18 protein-coding genes and 1 pseudogene are annotated in these 16,548 nt (G+C 34.4%); 1 reads left to right on the top strand and 18 read right to left on the bottom strand.

What is annotated here, in order from left to right:
• Nucleotides 1-213 precede the first annotated feature (213 nt).
• Nucleotides 214-995 (top strand): annotated as a pseudogene (locus ACU8YW_RS08405) (flagellin N-terminal helical domain-containing protein).
• Nucleotides 996-1,090: 95 nt separating this feature from the next.
• Here ACU8YW_RS08405 and ACU8YW_RS08400 read toward each other — a convergent pair.
• From ACU8YW_RS08400 to ACU8YW_RS08315, 18 genes are all read right to left on the bottom strand, one after another.
• The gene (locus ACU8YW_RS08400; protein WP_426933817.1) at nt 1,091-2,038 is read right to left on the bottom strand and encodes a DNA-binding domain-containing protein; all 948 of its coding nucleotides are present in this window, start codon (nt 2,036-2,038) and stop codon (nt 1,091-1,093) included.
• Nucleotides 2,039-2,619: 581 nt separating this feature from the next.
• Nucleotides 2,620-3,528 (bottom strand): chemotaxis protein, encoded by a 909-nt coding sequence (locus ACU8YW_RS08395; RefSeq protein WP_064459934.1) that lies wholly within the window; start codon nt 3,526-3,528, stop codon nt 2,620-2,622.
• A gap of 120 nt (nt 3,529-3,648) precedes the next feature.
• The gene (locus ACU8YW_RS08390) at nt 3,649-4,134 is read right to left on the bottom strand and encodes a LysR family transcriptional regulator (RefSeq protein ID WP_106382795.1); all 486 of its coding nucleotides are present in this window, start codon (nt 4,132-4,134) and stop codon (nt 3,649-3,651) included.
• 318 nt (nt 4,135-4,452) lie between these two features.
• Entirely contained in the window at nt 4,453-4,791 is a 339-nt protein-coding gene (locus ACU8YW_RS08385) for a DUF3964 family protein (RefSeq protein WP_222660589.1), read from the bottom strand.
• Nucleotides 4,792-4,840: 49 nt separating this feature from the next.
• Nucleotides 4,841-6,154: a flagellar hook protein FlgE gene (gene flgE, locus ACU8YW_RS08380; protein ID WP_088062775.1), complete on the bottom strand. Its 1,314-nt coding sequence runs from the start codon at nt 6,152-6,154 to the stop codon at nt 4,841-4,843.
• Between the two features lie 21 nt (nt 6,155-6,175).
• Complete coding sequence (locus ACU8YW_RS08375; protein ID WP_106382794.1) at nt 6,176-6,748, bottom strand: flagellar hook assembly protein FlgD; 573 nt, start codon at nt 6,746-6,748, stop codon at nt 6,176-6,178.
• Between the two features lie 3 nt (nt 6,749-6,751).
• Nucleotides 6,752-7,867, bottom strand: a complete 1,116-nt coding sequence (locus ACU8YW_RS08370; protein ID WP_142291705.1) for a flagellar hook-length control protein FliK — start codon at nt 7,865-7,867, stop codon at nt 6,752-6,754.
• Between the two features lie 10 nt (nt 7,868-7,877).
• A complete protein-coding gene (locus tag ACU8YW_RS08365) occupies nt 7,878-8,288 on the bottom strand; it encodes a hypothetical protein (protein ID WP_000360879.1) in 411 nt (136 codons plus the stop codon).
• A 116-nt stretch (nt 8,289-8,404) separates the two neighbouring features.
• Nucleotides 8,405-9,709 (bottom strand): flagellar protein export ATPase FliI, encoded by a 1,305-nt coding sequence (gene fliI / locus ACU8YW_RS08360; RefSeq protein WP_426933791.1) that lies wholly within the window; start codon nt 9,707-9,709, stop codon nt 8,405-8,407.
• On the bottom strand, nt 9,706-10,392 hold the full coding sequence (locus ACU8YW_RS08355) for a FliH/SctL family protein (RefSeq protein ID WP_426933792.1): 687 nt from the start codon (nt 10,390-10,392) through the stop codon (nt 9,706-9,708). The genes fliI and ACU8YW_RS08355 overlap by 4 nt, the downstream gene beginning before the upstream one ends.
• Nucleotides 10,379-11,383, bottom strand: a complete 1,005-nt coding sequence (locus ACU8YW_RS08350; protein WP_000883360.1) for a flagellar motor switch protein FliG — start codon at nt 11,381-11,383, stop codon at nt 10,379-10,381. Before ACU8YW_RS08350 ends, ACU8YW_RS08355 begins: the two co-directional genes overlap by 14 nt.
• Before the next feature lie 13 nt (nt 11,384-11,396).
• Nucleotides 11,397-12,971: a flagellar M-ring protein FliF C-terminal domain-containing protein gene (locus tag ACU8YW_RS08345; protein WP_426933793.1), complete on the bottom strand. Its 1,575-nt coding sequence runs from the start codon at nt 12,969-12,971 to the stop codon at nt 11,397-11,399.
• A 22-nt stretch (nt 12,972-12,993) separates the two neighbouring features.
• Nucleotides 12,994-13,293, bottom strand: coding sequence for a flagellar hook-basal body complex protein FliE (fliE, locus tag ACU8YW_RS08340; protein WP_000701682.1), 300 nt, complete (start codon nt 13,291-13,293; stop codon nt 12,994-12,996).
• Nucleotides 13,294-13,309: 16 nt separating this feature from the next.
• On the bottom strand, nt 13,310-13,723 hold the full coding sequence (flgC, locus tag ACU8YW_RS08335) for a flagellar basal body rod protein FlgC (protein WP_060489730.1): 414 nt from the start codon (nt 13,721-13,723) through the stop codon (nt 13,310-13,312).
• Nucleotides 13,724-13,743: 20 nt separating this feature from the next.
• Nucleotides 13,744-14,151 (bottom strand): flagellar basal body rod protein FlgB, encoded by a 408-nt coding sequence (flgB, locus tag ACU8YW_RS08330; RefSeq protein WP_062822519.1) that lies wholly within the window; start codon nt 14,149-14,151, stop codon nt 13,744-13,746.
• 363 nt (nt 14,152-14,514) lie between these two features.
• On the bottom strand, nt 14,515-14,787 hold the full coding sequence (locus ACU8YW_RS08325; RefSeq protein WP_097881648.1) for a flagellar biosynthesis protein FlgG: 273 nt from the start codon (nt 14,785-14,787) through the stop codon (nt 14,515-14,517).
• Complete coding sequence (locus ACU8YW_RS08320; protein WP_098134030.1) at nt 14,777-15,145, bottom strand: flagellar export chaperone FliS; 369 nt, start codon at nt 15,143-15,145, stop codon at nt 14,777-14,779. The genes ACU8YW_RS08325 and ACU8YW_RS08320 overlap by 11 nt, the downstream gene beginning before the upstream one ends.
• A 22-nt stretch (nt 15,146-15,167) precedes the next feature.
• The gene (locus ACU8YW_RS08315; RefSeq protein WP_262719594.1) at nt 15,168-16,544 is read right to left on the bottom strand and encodes a flagellar hook-associated protein 2; all 1,377 of its coding nucleotides are present in this window, start codon (nt 16,542-16,544) and stop codon (nt 15,168-15,170) included.
• Between the last annotated feature and the right edge of the window lie 4 nt (nt 16,545-16,548).

Here is a 16,548-nt window from a genome sequence, read left to right as displayed (position 1 = left end):
GGAGAGGTTTATTTTTTCTATATAGATAGATTAAAGGCTCCCCTTAGCTGGAAGAGAAGATTTAGCCATATTTAGAAGCAGTCAGGGCTGATTGTAGCCTGGTCCTGTGTATGAAAACAAAAAGATAAAGTAAGTACAAACCCTTTTATACTTCCATATCCGTTTATTGGCTTTAGAACACTGACTATATCAATTTTATAAGGAGTGTCTATTATGCGTATTGGTACGAATGTTTTAAGTATGAATGCTAGGCAGTCGTTGTATGAGAATGAGAAGCGTATGTATGTTGCAATGGAACATTTGGCGACTGGTAAGAAGTTAAACCATGCTTATGATAATCCTGCGAATGTTGGCATTGTGACTCGTATGCATGCGAGAGCCAGCGGTATGCATGTGGCGATTCGTAATAATGAGGATGCAATATCGATGCTTCGCACGGCAGAAGCTGCACTTCAAACTGTGATGAATATTTTGCAGCGTATGCGTGATTTAGCTGTTCAATCTGCAAACAGTATAAATTCAAACAAGAACCGTGATGCACTAAATAAAGAGTTTCAGTCTTTAACAGAACAAATTGGCTATATTGGTGAGTTATCTGTATTCGACGATAAAAACCGTCCAGTTACATTAGACAATATCAGTCATACAGTAAATATAACAAATCATATTTCCCTTCCCCTACACAACCTGACATCAAGATTTCAACAGAACAAGAAGCAAGAGCGGCAATTCTTAAAATGGAAGAGGCTTTACAAAATGTATCACTTCATCGTGCTGATCTTGGGGCTATGATGAATCGTTTACAGTTTAATATTGAAAATTTAAATAGCCAAAGTATGGCCCTAACAGATGCTGCATCTCGAATTGAAGATGCGCATATGGCGCAGGAAATGAGCGATTTTTTAAAGTTTAAATTGTTAACTGAAGTTGCACTTAGTATGGTTTCACAAGCAAATCAAATTCCGCAAATGGTTTCCAAGTTACTACAATCTTAAAAAATCATCTTCCTTCTTTGAAACGATTCCATACAAAACAAAAGGGAAATACATATAAACTATGTATCTCCCTTTTATTTTGTACCCAAATTTTATTACTGCGTTACAGTCATAACCTGCCCACTACGATCAACCATAATTTTCATTTTACCGTCTTGTGCGTTATATAACCCTAATTTATGCAAATCTTGTTTACATTCTTTTACGAAGAAAGGTAATGTGCGAATTTGATTAATATCAGAGCTCGTAATGAAATGAATTAAATGATGCGTCATTTCTTTTATATCATGAACAAGCTCTTCCTTTTCTCGTTTTAGCCTTTCATTTTCAGCTCGTAATACATGTAATTCGCCTTCGAGACCACGAGCATTCTTTTCATCTTTTGAACGCTCTGCAGCCATGCTAGAAAGCTTATAGATTCCTTCCATGAACTGATGTAGTTCATGCTCTTTTCTTTCACTACACTGGCTAATCGTTTCAAAATTATCAACAATACCAGATATAACTGTTACAAGGCTTTTTTCGTTCTCTGTATTTGGAACTTCATTTCTTAATTCTTGTTTGTTTTCTTTTTTCATTTCAACAATTGATTCTTTTACAGGCGTATATTTTCGCTTTCGTCCTGGTTTTTGTTTTTCAATATTTTCAAACGGTATTTCACATTTTTTTAATTTGTAATACGTATTTTGCAATTGACTTGCTGTTTTTGGAAAAAGATTTAGTTCTTTTTTACTAATGTATTTTGAAATATTAATAATGTTTAAACCGTGACGTTGGGAAAATTGATACACTTCATACAGTAACTCTAGCTCAGACTTCAGCCATGTAATTGTAGATTTTTCATACGCTCGCATCCCACCATTTTTTTCGATATCTATTTGAAATAATACCATTCTATTATATAAATCAATTAATTCTTCATACTCTACTCGGAATTGTTTTTCTATTTTTTTAAATTCCTCTTCTAGTTGTACATCGTTCATTTTATTATTTGACATGTTTTGTAAAAGATTTAATACATTGATTGCTGTGTGGTGATACATAATCTGTGTCACTCCCCCTCATCCTTTCACAATTCTCATCTGACTCCCATGTCTTCTCAGAAAATAGCAATTTTTACATATCCATATTATAACATTTCGAAATTATCTGTCAAATATTAAACATACAAAAATGTATAGAAAGTATAGAAATATAAAAATTATTTTTAATTAATATGTATAATTACATATTAATTATATTATATGGTATTTCGGATATATTTTCACCGAAAAAGTTTGCGTTACTACGCAACCTTACTAGCATAATCCAAAAATACAATCTCTTATATTTTCAAATAAACAAGCCCGCTATTTATTCATTAAACAAATTGAAAATCTCGAAATAGAGACTATTCATACAGCCACAAACACTCTAGAAACGTTTAATCTTTCTACCTGTACAGAGTATAGAATACTAAAAAGGAACTAGCCAGTATTACTTACACATGGCTAGTTCCCTCCTCCCTACTAAAAGAATAGAGTTGTATATCGGTTCTTCAAACCCTCAATTGAAGGCTCTATTAGGCACTGACCCCACTTCCACACTTCGCTAGATTCTCTCTTCCAGCTACTAATAAAAGCTTTTAAAGCACTAACTTATCAACTAAACCAATTAACTCTTGAATATCTGGCTTACTTACTTGCGCATTTGCTCCTACAGCTTCGCCTTTATGGAATAATTCATTTGTAATTAATGAAGAGAAAATAATGACTGGTAAACGATTCATTACTTCACTATCTTTAACTACTTTCGTTAAATGATGTCCATCCATTTTCGGCATTTCAATATCAGTAATTAGCAAGTGAATATGTTCAAACATTTTTTCCCCTTGCTCTTTCGCTAGCTTTTCAATTTGTGCTAATGCTTCTGCACCATTGCTGAAGAAATTCATTTTCGTATATCCAGCTGATGATAATGTTTCTTCTAATATTTGACGAAGCATTGCTGAATCTTCTGCAATATAAATAACTTTTTCAGCTCGATCCGTTTTTTGCTCTAAACCTGCAAGTGATTTATTGTCATAGCCAGTACCGCTAATTTCACATACAATTTTCTCGTAATCTAATAGTAAGATGATTTTTCCATCTAGCTTTACAATACCAGATGTCGTTTCCTCTAGTCCCATAGATAATGAAGCTGGCTCATCAATTTGTTCCCACGAAATACGTTGAATACGATGCACTTCATCAACGCGGAAAATAACTTTCATTTGGTTTAATTCAGATATAATAAATTTCGTTTGATCAAGTGGCTTTGTTGATTTTAAATTAAGAGCCGTTGCTAAATTAATAACAGGTAAAATTTCACCACGTACTTGAACAACACCTTCAACTGCATGATGAGATTCTGGAACAGTTGTAACAGGGAATGGATTAATGATTTCACGTACTTTCATTACATTAATACTAAATAGGTTTTCACCAACAGTATATGTGACAATCTCTAATTCATTTGTTCCACTTTCTAATAAAATACTTTGTGCTTGTGACATAAAGGTGTCGCTCCCCTTCCATTAATTCCGTATATCTAATTATTAAGCTTTATTAAACCGAAAAAGTCAACTACCTATATGAAAAATATAGATAGTCGAACGATTTATTTTAAAACACGCTTAATCTTGTATAAAAGAAGCAAGTGCCTCTAATAATACTTCTTGTGCTCCTACAATTTCTGTCGGCAGTGCTTCCCACTTTTTCGAAAGCTCCGTTTCTACTCTTATTCTTAGCTCCGAATCCATTTCTTCTAGCACATATTCTTTCGTCGCTATATCAACATCAAGTAGCGCAAGCGCATATAATTCTGGATCATTTATTTTTTTAAATAATTGTTTCAATATAGATGGTGCTATATGTTTTAATTTTTCAATATGAATTTCCTTATCCGAAAATAGTAACTCATATTGAATAAATGTAACATTTTCTTTAATCACTTTAAAATAGCAATTATTTTTTTTATCATTTACAAAATAACCGTTCGGATCTGCAATAATACTCTCTACTTTACGAATTAAATCCGGCAAACTACTCGCCGCCATTACAGTCCGCTGCTCAACCTCACTTGGCGAAATGAATGTAACGCGATACTTATTCTGCGCCATCCTCCTCACCTCTCCTTTTATAGAAATCTATCGTCACATACTATCCAGAAGGCACTGGCCTAATATGAAATGATTATCTCATTCCAAACCATCTCCGTAAGCCTCCATAGCTCTATTCTTACAAATAGGAGCTCGTCTGGATCATAACTGTTTATCCACACTAAACTTTGCTTACCTCTTCTTATACTACCCTAGTAACTCTCCATACCTCTGTCCTTACACACCAGTCGCGGCCCTATTAGGCACTAACCGCTCCAAAACAACGCTAGGTCCTCTCTTCAACCCTAAAAAGAGCTTTTAAGGTCTTTTTAGATCTTTTTAAGAGCTTTTCAATAACTCGATGTTATTGAACCAAAATGCAATCTGCTGATCCGTTATCCCTGATAGTGTAATAAAAAACTCACGGCACTTCATCTCGTCCTTAAACAGTTGATACTTCCATTCTCCTTCGCTACCAACACTTACGAAATAAAACTCATGAATACGGCCAATGATTGATTGCTTTTCACCAAATGAATATGCAGGTACTTGCTTAATTTCAAATTGATCAGGTAAATATATATGCTCTTCTCGTTCCATTTTTAACACTTGCTCTGCAAGTTCACATTTATTTTCGAAAAAAGGCAATTGTAAAATTCGCTCTTGTCTTGTCGTCATACGAATAAAAAACCCTTTCTACTACATTACAATTTTACTTTATGATATATTATCGAATTAAGTTTACAACTTCATTTAATACTTCATCTGAAACTTTAATTACTTTCGCATTTCCTTGGAATCCACGTTGATAAAGCATTAAATCAACAAATTCTACGGATAAATCTACGTTTGAACTTTCTTTTGCTGATCCTCGTACATTACCTGCACCATTCTCACCAGCAACACCTATCCCCGGAATACCCGCTGATGGTGTCGCAACGTAATTTCCATTCCCAGTTTTCATTAATCCACCTGAATTTGGGAATGTAGCTATAGCTAGTTGTCCTACAACTTTCATACTACCATCCGAATATTTCATCATAACGAAACCACCGTCAGAAATAGAGTAGTCATTTGCAATTGCAGCTGGACGCCCCGTTACTTCTGTGGTAGAAATCGTTTTCCCTGTCGGATAATTTGTTAATCCGCTTAAATCAAGTGTTAGACCACCACCAAAAGGAATTTGAACAGATCCACCTTTAGTGATTTTACCAGTTACTGGATCTTTTTGTACAACCTCATCTGTCTCCTTTAAATTTCCTAATGTATCAAATTTAAGATTTTTTTCACCCGTCATGCCTTCGACAGGCTTAAATTCTTTTTCGTTTTTAGAATCATTCCTTACAGAAACTGTATATGTATATTCGCCTGGCACTGGCTTTTCAACTTCTTTACCATCTACAGTCTCTTTTGTAGTCTTTTGTTTAATATTTACACGTAACGTTAACGAGTTCCCTTCCGCATCAAAAACTGTAAATTCGTGAGATAATGCATTTTGGTTTCTAGGAAGGTTTCCGCCTATTGTCGCTTTATCTGTTTGAATCCCACCAACAGCTGATCCCATTGGAATATGAATTGGGCTTGGTCGTGAAGAAAAATCTACTTCTTGTGTTCCTGTTTTTACACCATAACCTAGTACATACTGTCCACCTGTATTTGTAACATAGCTATCTTTCGATACACCGAAAGACCCTTTTCTCGTATACTCTACATTTCCAGCATTACGATCACCAACTAAGAACAAACCGTTTCCTTCTATCGCTGTCTCCATCTTATCACTAGTTAAAGTAATAGAACCATCACTAAAATCTGTAGATGTCCCACTGAACTTTACACCGTTACCAATACTCTTTGGATTCGTGCCAGCATAAGCACCATCACCACGTGAACCAACCGTATTATTATATAGCAAATCATCAAAAATAGCCTTTTGCTTTTTATATCCAACTGTTTGTGCATTTGCAATATTATTTGAAGTCACACTTAATGCATTTTGTGCTGCATTCATCCCTGTAATACTTGTATATAACGCTTTAATCATAACCCTTGTACACTCCTTTTATTAATCTGGTTTAACCTCTTCATTTTTTTCTATATCATCTTTCTTCTCATCTTCCGGATTAGTTTCTGTTATCGGTTTATCAGAAACCCTCTCTATGAAACGAAGTGAGACAACTTGATTATCAACAATAAGTTGCACCTCGTTATTTTCAGCAAGTCGAACTGTTTCCACTTGACCAGTCACTTGCTTTCCATTATTGCTTACACCTCTAACGTACTTTCCTAAAAACTTCATCCCCCCATCAAGAGCTGTCGAATACATCGTTGATTGCAGTTTATCTACTGCTTTCGTCATATTCTGTACTTGCTCCATAAGCGATAGCTGTGCTGTTTGGTTCATCATTTGGTTCATATCCATCGCATTAAACGGGTCTTGATGTTGAAAGCTTGCTAAAAAAAGTTTCAGGAAATCATCTTTATCCATAATACCGGGTGTTTTTTGAGTACTTGCTGATACTCCGTTTGCTTGTTGAGCTGTCGACTGTGCACCAGTAACAGATGCGTTTTTTGTTTGTGCTCCTGCTTGTAACGGAATATGATTTGTACTCGTTGTATTTAATCCAACTGTTGGCACACTTTATTCCTCCAATAATCCCGCAAATTCTTTTGAATGTTGTTTTTCATGTTTCGTACTTGCTAATTTTTGTTTTTGTCTTTGCTCTTGTTCTCGCTGTTCTTTTCGATTTTCATCTTTATCTGAATAGCTAATTTGAATATTGATTTCTTTTTCTTTTAACTTCAATCTCAATTCATCAAAAATGATTTCAACACGTTTTTTCGCATCATGTTTTTCCATTTCTACGTGAACATCAATTTGATCTCCATTTTTTTTCATAAACACTGTTAATGTACCAAGTTTTTCTGGATTTAACTGAAATAAAACACGCTCTTGTTTCACTACAAATTTTTGCAATGCTTCTACTTGCGCTTCCATTTTCTTTCCTAAATCAGGCAATGAAACTTTCTCAGCGCCACTATTTGATTTTCCTATTTGATCCGTACCCGTTGCTTTATTTAGCAACTCCGCACCCGTTGAACTCGAATCGTTTAACACATCACCTTCCGGCAACTCTATCTTTACATCATCGCCCTCAGCTTTTGGAAGATCTACATCTAAGTCTTTGGAATCTTCTTGTTTTTTTGCGATATTACAAGTTTCTGTTTCTACAACTTTCAATACTTGCATCGTTTGCTCTGGCATCTTCACTTTATCTAACGCCATTTGCATTGTATCTTCTAAACATATAGCATTTTTGATATTCATATTTGAAAGAAGCTCTTGCAACTGTTGTAATTCATTGGCGGGTAATTCGTTAAGTTTTATATTCCCATATTCTTTATATAGCTCTTGTATTTTTTGTATGTATTGATATAACAATTCCGGTTGCACACGTAATTGCTCAATTGCAACCATTTGCTCAGATACAGCTAATAGTAACTGTTCTGTCTCTTTTTTTTCTTCTTTCTTTACAATTGGCTCTTCTTTCGTTACTGATTGTTTAGAAAGAATATATTCTTTTTTTTCTTCTTTTGGTGCTTCTTCTTGTTTCATTTTCTCCGTTTTCGGCTGCTTTTTATTTTCCATTCTCATCGTACGATCGAATGAAGAATCTTCACTTTTTGATTGTACTTCTAGCCCTTTTTCTTTTTGCGGAGGTAAACTTTGTTGCACCGGTAATACAGACTGTATCACTATATTCACCTCATCCATTCATACACATTTTCAAATCAAGAAGCATTTTTTCTTCCTGCTTTTCTCGTACTTTTGCAAGCTTTCTACAATCTTCTTGATACATCTCATCAATGACACGTTCTTTTTCTTTTACTTGTTCTAAAAGGCTTTCATTTTTTTGAATAAAATCTTCCGTTTTTTTAATTTTCCGATTCCATTCTTCTATTCTTTCAGGTGAAAACGTATGTGACGAAAGCATGCCGGCCATTATACGCTGCCCAGTTTGTACGACTTTACTACGCGATTTTACTACATATAAATCATATTCTTTTTTTTGTTCTATTTTTCTTTTTTCACCTGTTAATTCATACACTTCTTTCAAAATCTGTTCTTTTTCTTGATTTATTTGCAATTTTATCGTGTCGTACTGCTGCTTATCCACCTGTTTTCATAGCCCCTTCCTATTATAACGTTCTCTTTTTCTATTATATAGTTTTTTTCCAAAAAAATCTGTGAAATATTAAAAAACAAAAAAATAAGACCTCTTGGGCAGAGGTCTTATACTGTATGGTGCATCGCTTCAACAATATCATCAAATTGGAAACTATCAGATCGACCTTGTTTTAAAAACGTATTTATACCTTCTACTTTGTTTTTACATTCAAAAATATAAGCATTTTCTGCATTTTCTTGAATCGTCCCTAATTTAAAATACAATTCATTTTCTTTATAAACAGATAAGATTTTTCTCATTTCATTTGCAAGTTGCCAATGAGTTGGCGAAACGATTTCTTCCATAATCCTACTCACTGAGTCTAGCACTGAAATAGCAGGGTAATGACTAAGTGTTGCAAGCTCACGTTTTAATACAATATGTCCATCTAAAATACCACGCGCTAAATCTGGTACAGGGCCGTTTAAATCGTCTCCATCAACGAGTACGGTATAAATACCTGTTATGGATCCCTTTTGTGTTTTCCCAGAGCGCTCTAACAGCTTCTTCATATAACTTTCCATTAAGAGTGTTTTACCACCGATTGGCAACTCTTTAACGGCAATATCAACACTTCTACGCGCATCAGCAAAACGAGTAACAGAGTCCATCATAAGTAGTACGTTATTACCTTGATCACGGAAATATTCAGCAATAGACGTTGCAAGTTTCGCTGCACGAAGTTGCATTAGGTGACTTTCATCTGACGTCGCTACAACAACGACGCTTTTTCGCATTCCTTCTTCACCTAATTCTTTTCGAATAAAGTCTTTTACTTCCCGGCCACGTTCTCCTACTAAGCTAATAACATTAATGTCAGCTTTTGCATTTTTTGCAATCATTCCGAGTAAAGTAGATTTACCAACACCAGAACCTGCAAAAATACCAATCTTTTGACCGATGCCAATTGTTAGCATAGAATCAATCGATTTAATTCCTGTTTCAAATACATCGGTAATCTCTTCGCGTTCAAATGCATGAATAGGCGGGGCATCTAGTTTTATTTTTTGTAATGGAATATTCTCTGCATCCTCATTTAGTAATTCGCCGTTTGCACTTAACACTTTTCCGAGTAAATGATTACCACGAGGTACAACAACATCTTCTGCAATTAGTGTAACTGAATCTCCATAACATACTTTTTCTGTTTGTTCAAATGGAAGTAACATGTTGTTCTCTTTTTCAATTGCAATTACTTCACATAAGACGCTATGTTCTCCAACGAAACAAACATCTCCTATTTTCGCCTTTGGCCCTTTCGCTACAAAAAACTGTTCTTGTACACTATGAACTTTACCGACTTTCGTATAAAACGGCGTTTCAATAAATGTATTCCATTTTTGGTTTTCATTCATTAATAGTCGATTCATACATTTTGCTCCTCAAATAACTTCTCTTCTTCCCATTTCTGGCGAAGTTTCGCAAATATAGGTGCAAATTTAAATTCAAAGAACTCTTTCTCTTCTTCTAGAACAAATTCACCGAACTGTAAGGAGAAATCATATTTCCATTCTACTAATTGTAGTAACCAATATTCTTTCGTATTTTCCTTCTCTTCTTGAATACGTTCAAATGTTTCTGGATGTACGGTAATGATTAATTTTTCAAACGAAGTAGGCAACGTTTGAACGATACCAGTTAAAATGGGTAACACATCAAGCAATCGTGAATCTACCGCTTGATTCACGATTTTTTCTGCTAGTTGAAAAGATTGATCCCATAATAACTCTGTCCATTCATATGCTGTTTCTTGTTGTTCTTTTTGAAACTGCATACGTGCTGCTTCCATCTGTTCCATTTGTTCATGAATATGCATTTGAAATTGTTCTTTATCTTGTAATAGCTGTTGACGCTCTCGTTCTAACATTTGTTGTTCTTGCCTTAGTTGATTCAGTTCAGTATGTAATGATTGTTGCTGTGCAAGAAGCTCTTCATGGTCCACCTGTATTTCTTCTTCTACTTGAACTGGTATTGGTTTTGGAAATTGTAATTCAAACGTTTCTTCAGAAAAAGAAACAGAATTCTTCGGAATTCTGTTTTTAAATAAGGACATCATCTTCACCTCTTTGAACGATAATTCTTCCTTCCTTCTCTAGCTTTTTCACTGTGCCTGTAATCGTTTGCTGTGCCTTTTCAGCATCTGTCATCTTAAGCGGTCCTAAGCCATCTAATTCTTCTAGAATCATCTCTTTACGGTTTGAAGACATACATGTAAATAATTTCTCTTTAATTTCTTCTTTTGCAATTTTAAGTGCTTTCGCAATAACACCGTTATCTGTAATTTCTTCTAATACACGACGAAGTGCAAGATCTTCAAGTCCGAGTAAGTCTTCAAATACAAACATGTTTTCTTTAATTTTCTCAGATAACTCATAATCCATTTCATCCAGCTTTTGAAAGACTGTTTTTTCAACACCTCGTGAAACATTATTTAAAATGTTTACTATTGTTTTCAAGCCATCCGTTTTATTAATTGCATTAAATGCCATATTATTTAATTTTGATTTTAATAAATCACCAATTTGATTTATTAATTCACCATCAACTTGCTCTAGCTTCGCAATCCCCATTACCGTTTCTACTCGCTTATGATCTGGTAATCTCTCAATTAATTGAGAAGCAAGCTGCGGTTTAATATAAGAAGCGATTATCGCAATCGTTTGTGGCGATTCATCATTAAGTACAGTAAGAAGCGGTTCTAAATCCGCAAGTGAATTTAAGAATTCAAACGGATTATCTTTGTTATACCAAAGATCTTCCAATAATTTTTCTAATTCGTCTTCTGGCATATTTTTAAATATGCGACGAATATATTCTTTATCCGGAGTCACTAGGTTTAATTCTTTTACATTTAATTCATATAAGAACTCCCCTAGTACATTTTCTAACGTTTCCGGTTTATATACACGAAACTTCGCGATTTCACGAAGTAATACTTCTTTTTCCTCAGCCGTCATATATTCAATGACTTTTGCTGCCACCCCTTCTTCTAATGTACGAATAAGGATGGCAGCTTTTTCTTTGGAGGAGATTTCATCTAACATCGTTGTTCCTCCCTTACTGTCCATTTAACCATTTTTTAATTACTTTTGCAGTTCCTTCTACATGTTCTTTCGTAGCATCATGCACTTGTTCATCTAACGTTGGTTCTTTCGGTTCTTCTGGTTCTGGTTTTGGCTCTGGTACTATTTTTTCTTCAGGAATTTCCATAATACTTTCATTACTTGCAGCAATTTCCTCTTCTGCTAAGTATTCTTCATATTCCTCTTCTTCTTTCTTTCTCTTACGTCTTGCTAATAAGAACCATACTAGACCACCAATCGCTAATAAACCAGCTGGAATTCCACCGAATAACCACCAGTTTATACCGCTTTCTTCTGGTTCTTTCTTCTTCTCTTCTTTCGGCTGATCAAACTGAACAGTTACAACGTTAACTTGACCGTTTGTAAAGGTTCCATTCGGATCAGCTTGAAGCCCAGCAGCTGTGCCGATTGCTTCTTTGAAAGTAGTCATATCTATTTTTCGTTTTACTAACGTATCATTGTCTACCCATACTACAACATTTGTTTTCGTTAATTCTGGGTGTTTCTTAATTGTTTCAACTGTTTTATCTATTTCATAGTTTTCAATTTTGTTACCATTTTTATTATCATAGACGATTTTACCATTTTGATTATTGTTCGTACCGTAATTTGGTACTTCACCGTTCGCTGTAATACCAGCGCCTTGTTTCGTCTCTGCTCCTTCTTGTGCAGTAGAGCTTTCTTCTTGCTCTTGTTTACTACGAAGTACACCTTTATCACCATATTTTTCTGACTGGCGTGTAACTTCATCATAGTTTACAGACACTTTCGTATTCACTTTATATTCATTCGGTTTAAACATCGTCATTAATGTTGCATCAATATCTTGCTTTAATTTACCTTCAATTTGTTGCTGCATCTCTACTTCTTTTTCATAAGAAGAGGAACTAGTAGAATGCGCTTCATCTGCTCCTTTTGAGATAATACCTTTTTTACTATCAATCACACTTACTTCTTCTGCTTTTACACCTGGAACTGCTGCACTAATCATTTGCTGTATACCTGCAACCTGATCTGCAGTTAATAATTGGCCACGTTTCACACCTACAGTAATTGCAGCTGTTCCTTTTGCTTTTTCTTCATCAAAAATTGTCTCTTTTTCAGGTAATGTAATTTGAACATTCGCCGTTTCAACTGTCGCAAAGTTTCTTACGATATCTTGCTCCAATTGCTTTTTCGTACCGACAATTTGCTTCATTTTTTTATCTTGCTCACTTGAACCGAGCGAGCTTTCTAATAAAATTTCCTCACCGCTTTTAGAATTAAATGGTAAGCCCATCCCATTCATTTCTTTTCGAACCCATGGAGCATCATTCTTTTGCACACGAATCGAACCATCGGCTGCTAATTGATAATCGACACCTAACTTCGATAATTCTGCTGTAATCTCTTGCTTATCTGTATCATTTAAATTTTGATATACAACAACATATTTATCTGGCAAGGTGAAGTATAAAAGTGCTCCTGTTACAATCGCTAAAAGCGCAGCACCGATTACTAACTTATGCCACGTTTTTAATGATTGGATAACATTTTTTATCTTTTCCATTTAAACACACCCGTCCACTTTCCTAAATTTGCATATTAATTAGTGACTTATAATTTTCGATAAGATTATCACGTACGAGAGCAGCCGTTTTCATTTGGGACTCTGCCTTCTTCTGCTGAATTAAAACGTCATGCGTTTCCCCTACCCCTTTAGTTAGTAAATCGTATACTGCTGTTTGCGCATTGTTTTGCGTTTGATTCATATCTTCCAATAAATCAATAAACTTTTTCCCCTCAACTACAGATGTTTGAGACGTTTTCGGTGCACCAATTGACTGAATTGCTCCAAATGGTTGTGTATTTAACATTGGTTGAATTTTCATATTACTATATTCCCCCTTATCCTCGGCCGATTTCTAAATCTTTATCCAGCATTTTTTTATTCGCATTTAATACACTTGTATTCGCTTCGTACATTTTTTGGGCAACCATTACATTCGTCATTTCAGCAGTCACATCAATATTTGGATAACGTACATATCCTTCTTCATTTGCATGCGGATGTGTTGGATCATACACTAAGTTTTCAGTTTTATCTGCTTCAATACTTTTTATTTTTACTCCATTTGTAGGAGACCCCTCTAACATATTTGCAAAACTATTGTTTGATTCTAGCACTACACTACGACGCTCATATAAATTCGCCCCCGGAGCAGCCGTTGTATTTGCATTTACAATATTGTTAGAAGTAACTTCCATCCACTTTCTCGCTGTCGTTAGCCCTGAGCCACTTGCATTAATTGCCTGAAACATCGTTGTCTCTCCTTCTACTTTTAACGTCCGCGTGCCGCTTGGTTAATTGCATATTGTGTATTAATCGCGTTAATTGAAATACCGTATAACTGATTTGCTTTCATTAAATCTAGCATTTCTGTCGTTACATCCACACTATTTCCATCTTTATTCGTTTGCATTGATTTTGTTTGCATCTTTGCATATGTATTTTTCGCATTCACTGTCGGTAAGTGCATTTCATTCGTTTGATATAAATCTGGATTGCTCTTTAAGTCCGCAGCATTGTTTTTATATAATGCACTACTTTTATTCATTTGCTCAGCAAATGTTACATCTTGTGCTTTATAGCCGGGTGTATTCGCATTTGCAATATTACTAGAAACAGTATTTCGTTTCGTCACTAAATAATTCATATAATGGCCTACATCACTCACTAGATCTGGCATATTCCACACCCTTTCTTTTTTAACTTAATGATCCACTGATGGAAGTTTCACTTCATTATTTATTTTCTTATATGTGTTTATTAAAATATTAACAATCATGTACCCTTACATATTTTATTCCATTTTTCCATTGTTGTCTTTAGAAAAATACAAAAATATAAAAAAAGAATACAAAAAAATGTATACACGTAGTAATCCATGAAATATTTCGATATATGGAATACAAATCAAAGTCAATTTTTATATTATTTAGATTATTTTCTCATTACAGGCATAAAGTGAAACCTCAATCAGCGGAACTCTTTATTTAAACAAGGAATGGATTCCCTTTTAAAAAGGGGAATCCGTTTCCATACTTTATCATTAATATTTACCATAAAATGAATTAGCTTTCATTCGCCCATCATTTTCCATAATCATTTCTTCCAAAATCTTTTGCTTATCTCGAATATGCTGCGCTGCCTTAATAATCCACGGGGTAACTTCCATTGCAACTTGCGTGCGCGTTTCTTCATCCAATGTCATCATCCAACGATTTAACATCTCACTTTTCTCAGCAAATTCTTCATCTGAAACCTGCAATTCACCGATTCCATTAAAACAACTGACAAACGTTCGATAAATATCATTGTTCATTTTCGAGCGCTCCACGGTAACCGTCTATTAAATCTTGTAACACTTGTACAATCGCATCAATGTCTTTTGCTTGGCGCGTTACTTTCATCGTTTGAATTTGAATGCTAATCCAATCGTATAAACCAAATAGACTGTCATATAAATCTTTCGAAATATCAGGATTTAATTGAAGCTTCAACTCTTCAAATATACGTTCTAACTTTTCAAGAAGGTCGTCTCCTTCTTGAAGTTTAAATGTATTTAAAAGTTCTTCTAATTTACGAAACTCTACGATACATCTTTCATAAATAAATATTGTATTTTTAATCGGATTACTCGTCATAATATCGTTTTGCATATAACGTTGCCATGCTTGCATATAATCACTTCCTCAGCTTTCATTAATCATTACTTTTTGTTTTTGTCATTGCTTTGATTGTCTGCAGCTGACTATCAAGCAATGCTAGCTGGCTTTCCAACTTTGCATATTTATCAATAATTGATTCTTGTTTTTTCTTATTAATTGTATCAATATCTTGAATTTTTCTCTCTAAATCAGTTACTTGCTTTTCAATACTTTTAGAGCGTTTTCCAATAATCCCTTCATCTCCAAAGATTCCCTCGAGCTTTTTATCTATATCATGACCAATGCCATTAAAACCAAAGAAAAATTGTTTTGTAGATTCTGGATTCTCTTTAAAAGCTATTTTCAATTTCTCTTCATCAAGAGTCATATTTCCTGTTTTATCAATTTGAATTCCAAAAGAAAATAAATACTTATCATCTTGGGAAAATCTAAAAATGCTTGTCATTGCATTACTTATAGCAAATGAAACATTATTCCCTTGCATTACTCCATTTTCACCAGAAAACAAATCTAAGCTTTTAACAGCGTTATTATACTCATCTTTCATTTTTTTGATTAAATCTATCGAATTTTTTAAATCTGAATCTTCGATAGTTAATTTAATTGGCTCTGTAGTTACCTTTTCTAAGTTAATAGTTAATCCTGGAATTGTATCAATCTTATTTGTTTTACTAGTTCCTTTAATTCCATTTATTGTATATTCTGCATTTGCTGCCCCTGTCACTTGATGTGCAATGGCATTCGTTCCATCCGTATTTTTCGCAGAAGTAACCAGTCCTATATTTTGTAAAAAGCCATTGGCACCATCCGTTAATTTCAGCTCTCCCTCTGTTCCTGCAATAGTAGATGTAAAAAATAGTTGATCCCCTAATGTGTATACGGATACACCATAATTTCCATTATTAATTTTATTGACAAGATCTTTATACGTCATATCTCCCGAAATTTTAACTTCTTTTCCATTTATCTGGAATACATCATCTATTCCAAGCTTTAAATCTAAACTGAATTTTTGCTCCGTACCTTCAGGAGTTTTTGGGGGAGTAAGTGGAGCTGTAGTTATTTGATGCCTTTCTGCTACTCGCTCTACTGTAATTGTGTATGTTCCAGGAATTGCAGCAGCATCCGCCTGTGCTGTCATAAAACCATCTTTGGATAGAGTTGTTTTCTTTTCATCACCTTTAAATGTGTTTAAATCTTTGAATACTTGCACAAAATTTGCAAACTCTTTTTTCATGCTCGCATACACTTTGTTTTCATTTGTTAACGTTTGTTTTTGTGTAGTATATGGTGATTTTTTCATTTCCAATGCTTGTAACTCTAAATCTACTAATTTCTTTGTATCTATCATGTTATTTCCTAAATTCCATATTTGCTGTCTGTCACCATAATTAGATATTGTCCCTGCCATATTT

This window comes from Bacillus pretiosus (assembly GCF_052947655.1).
Note: the sequence above shows the minus strand (reverse complement) of the source record. Positions and strands in the feature narration are given on the sequence as shown.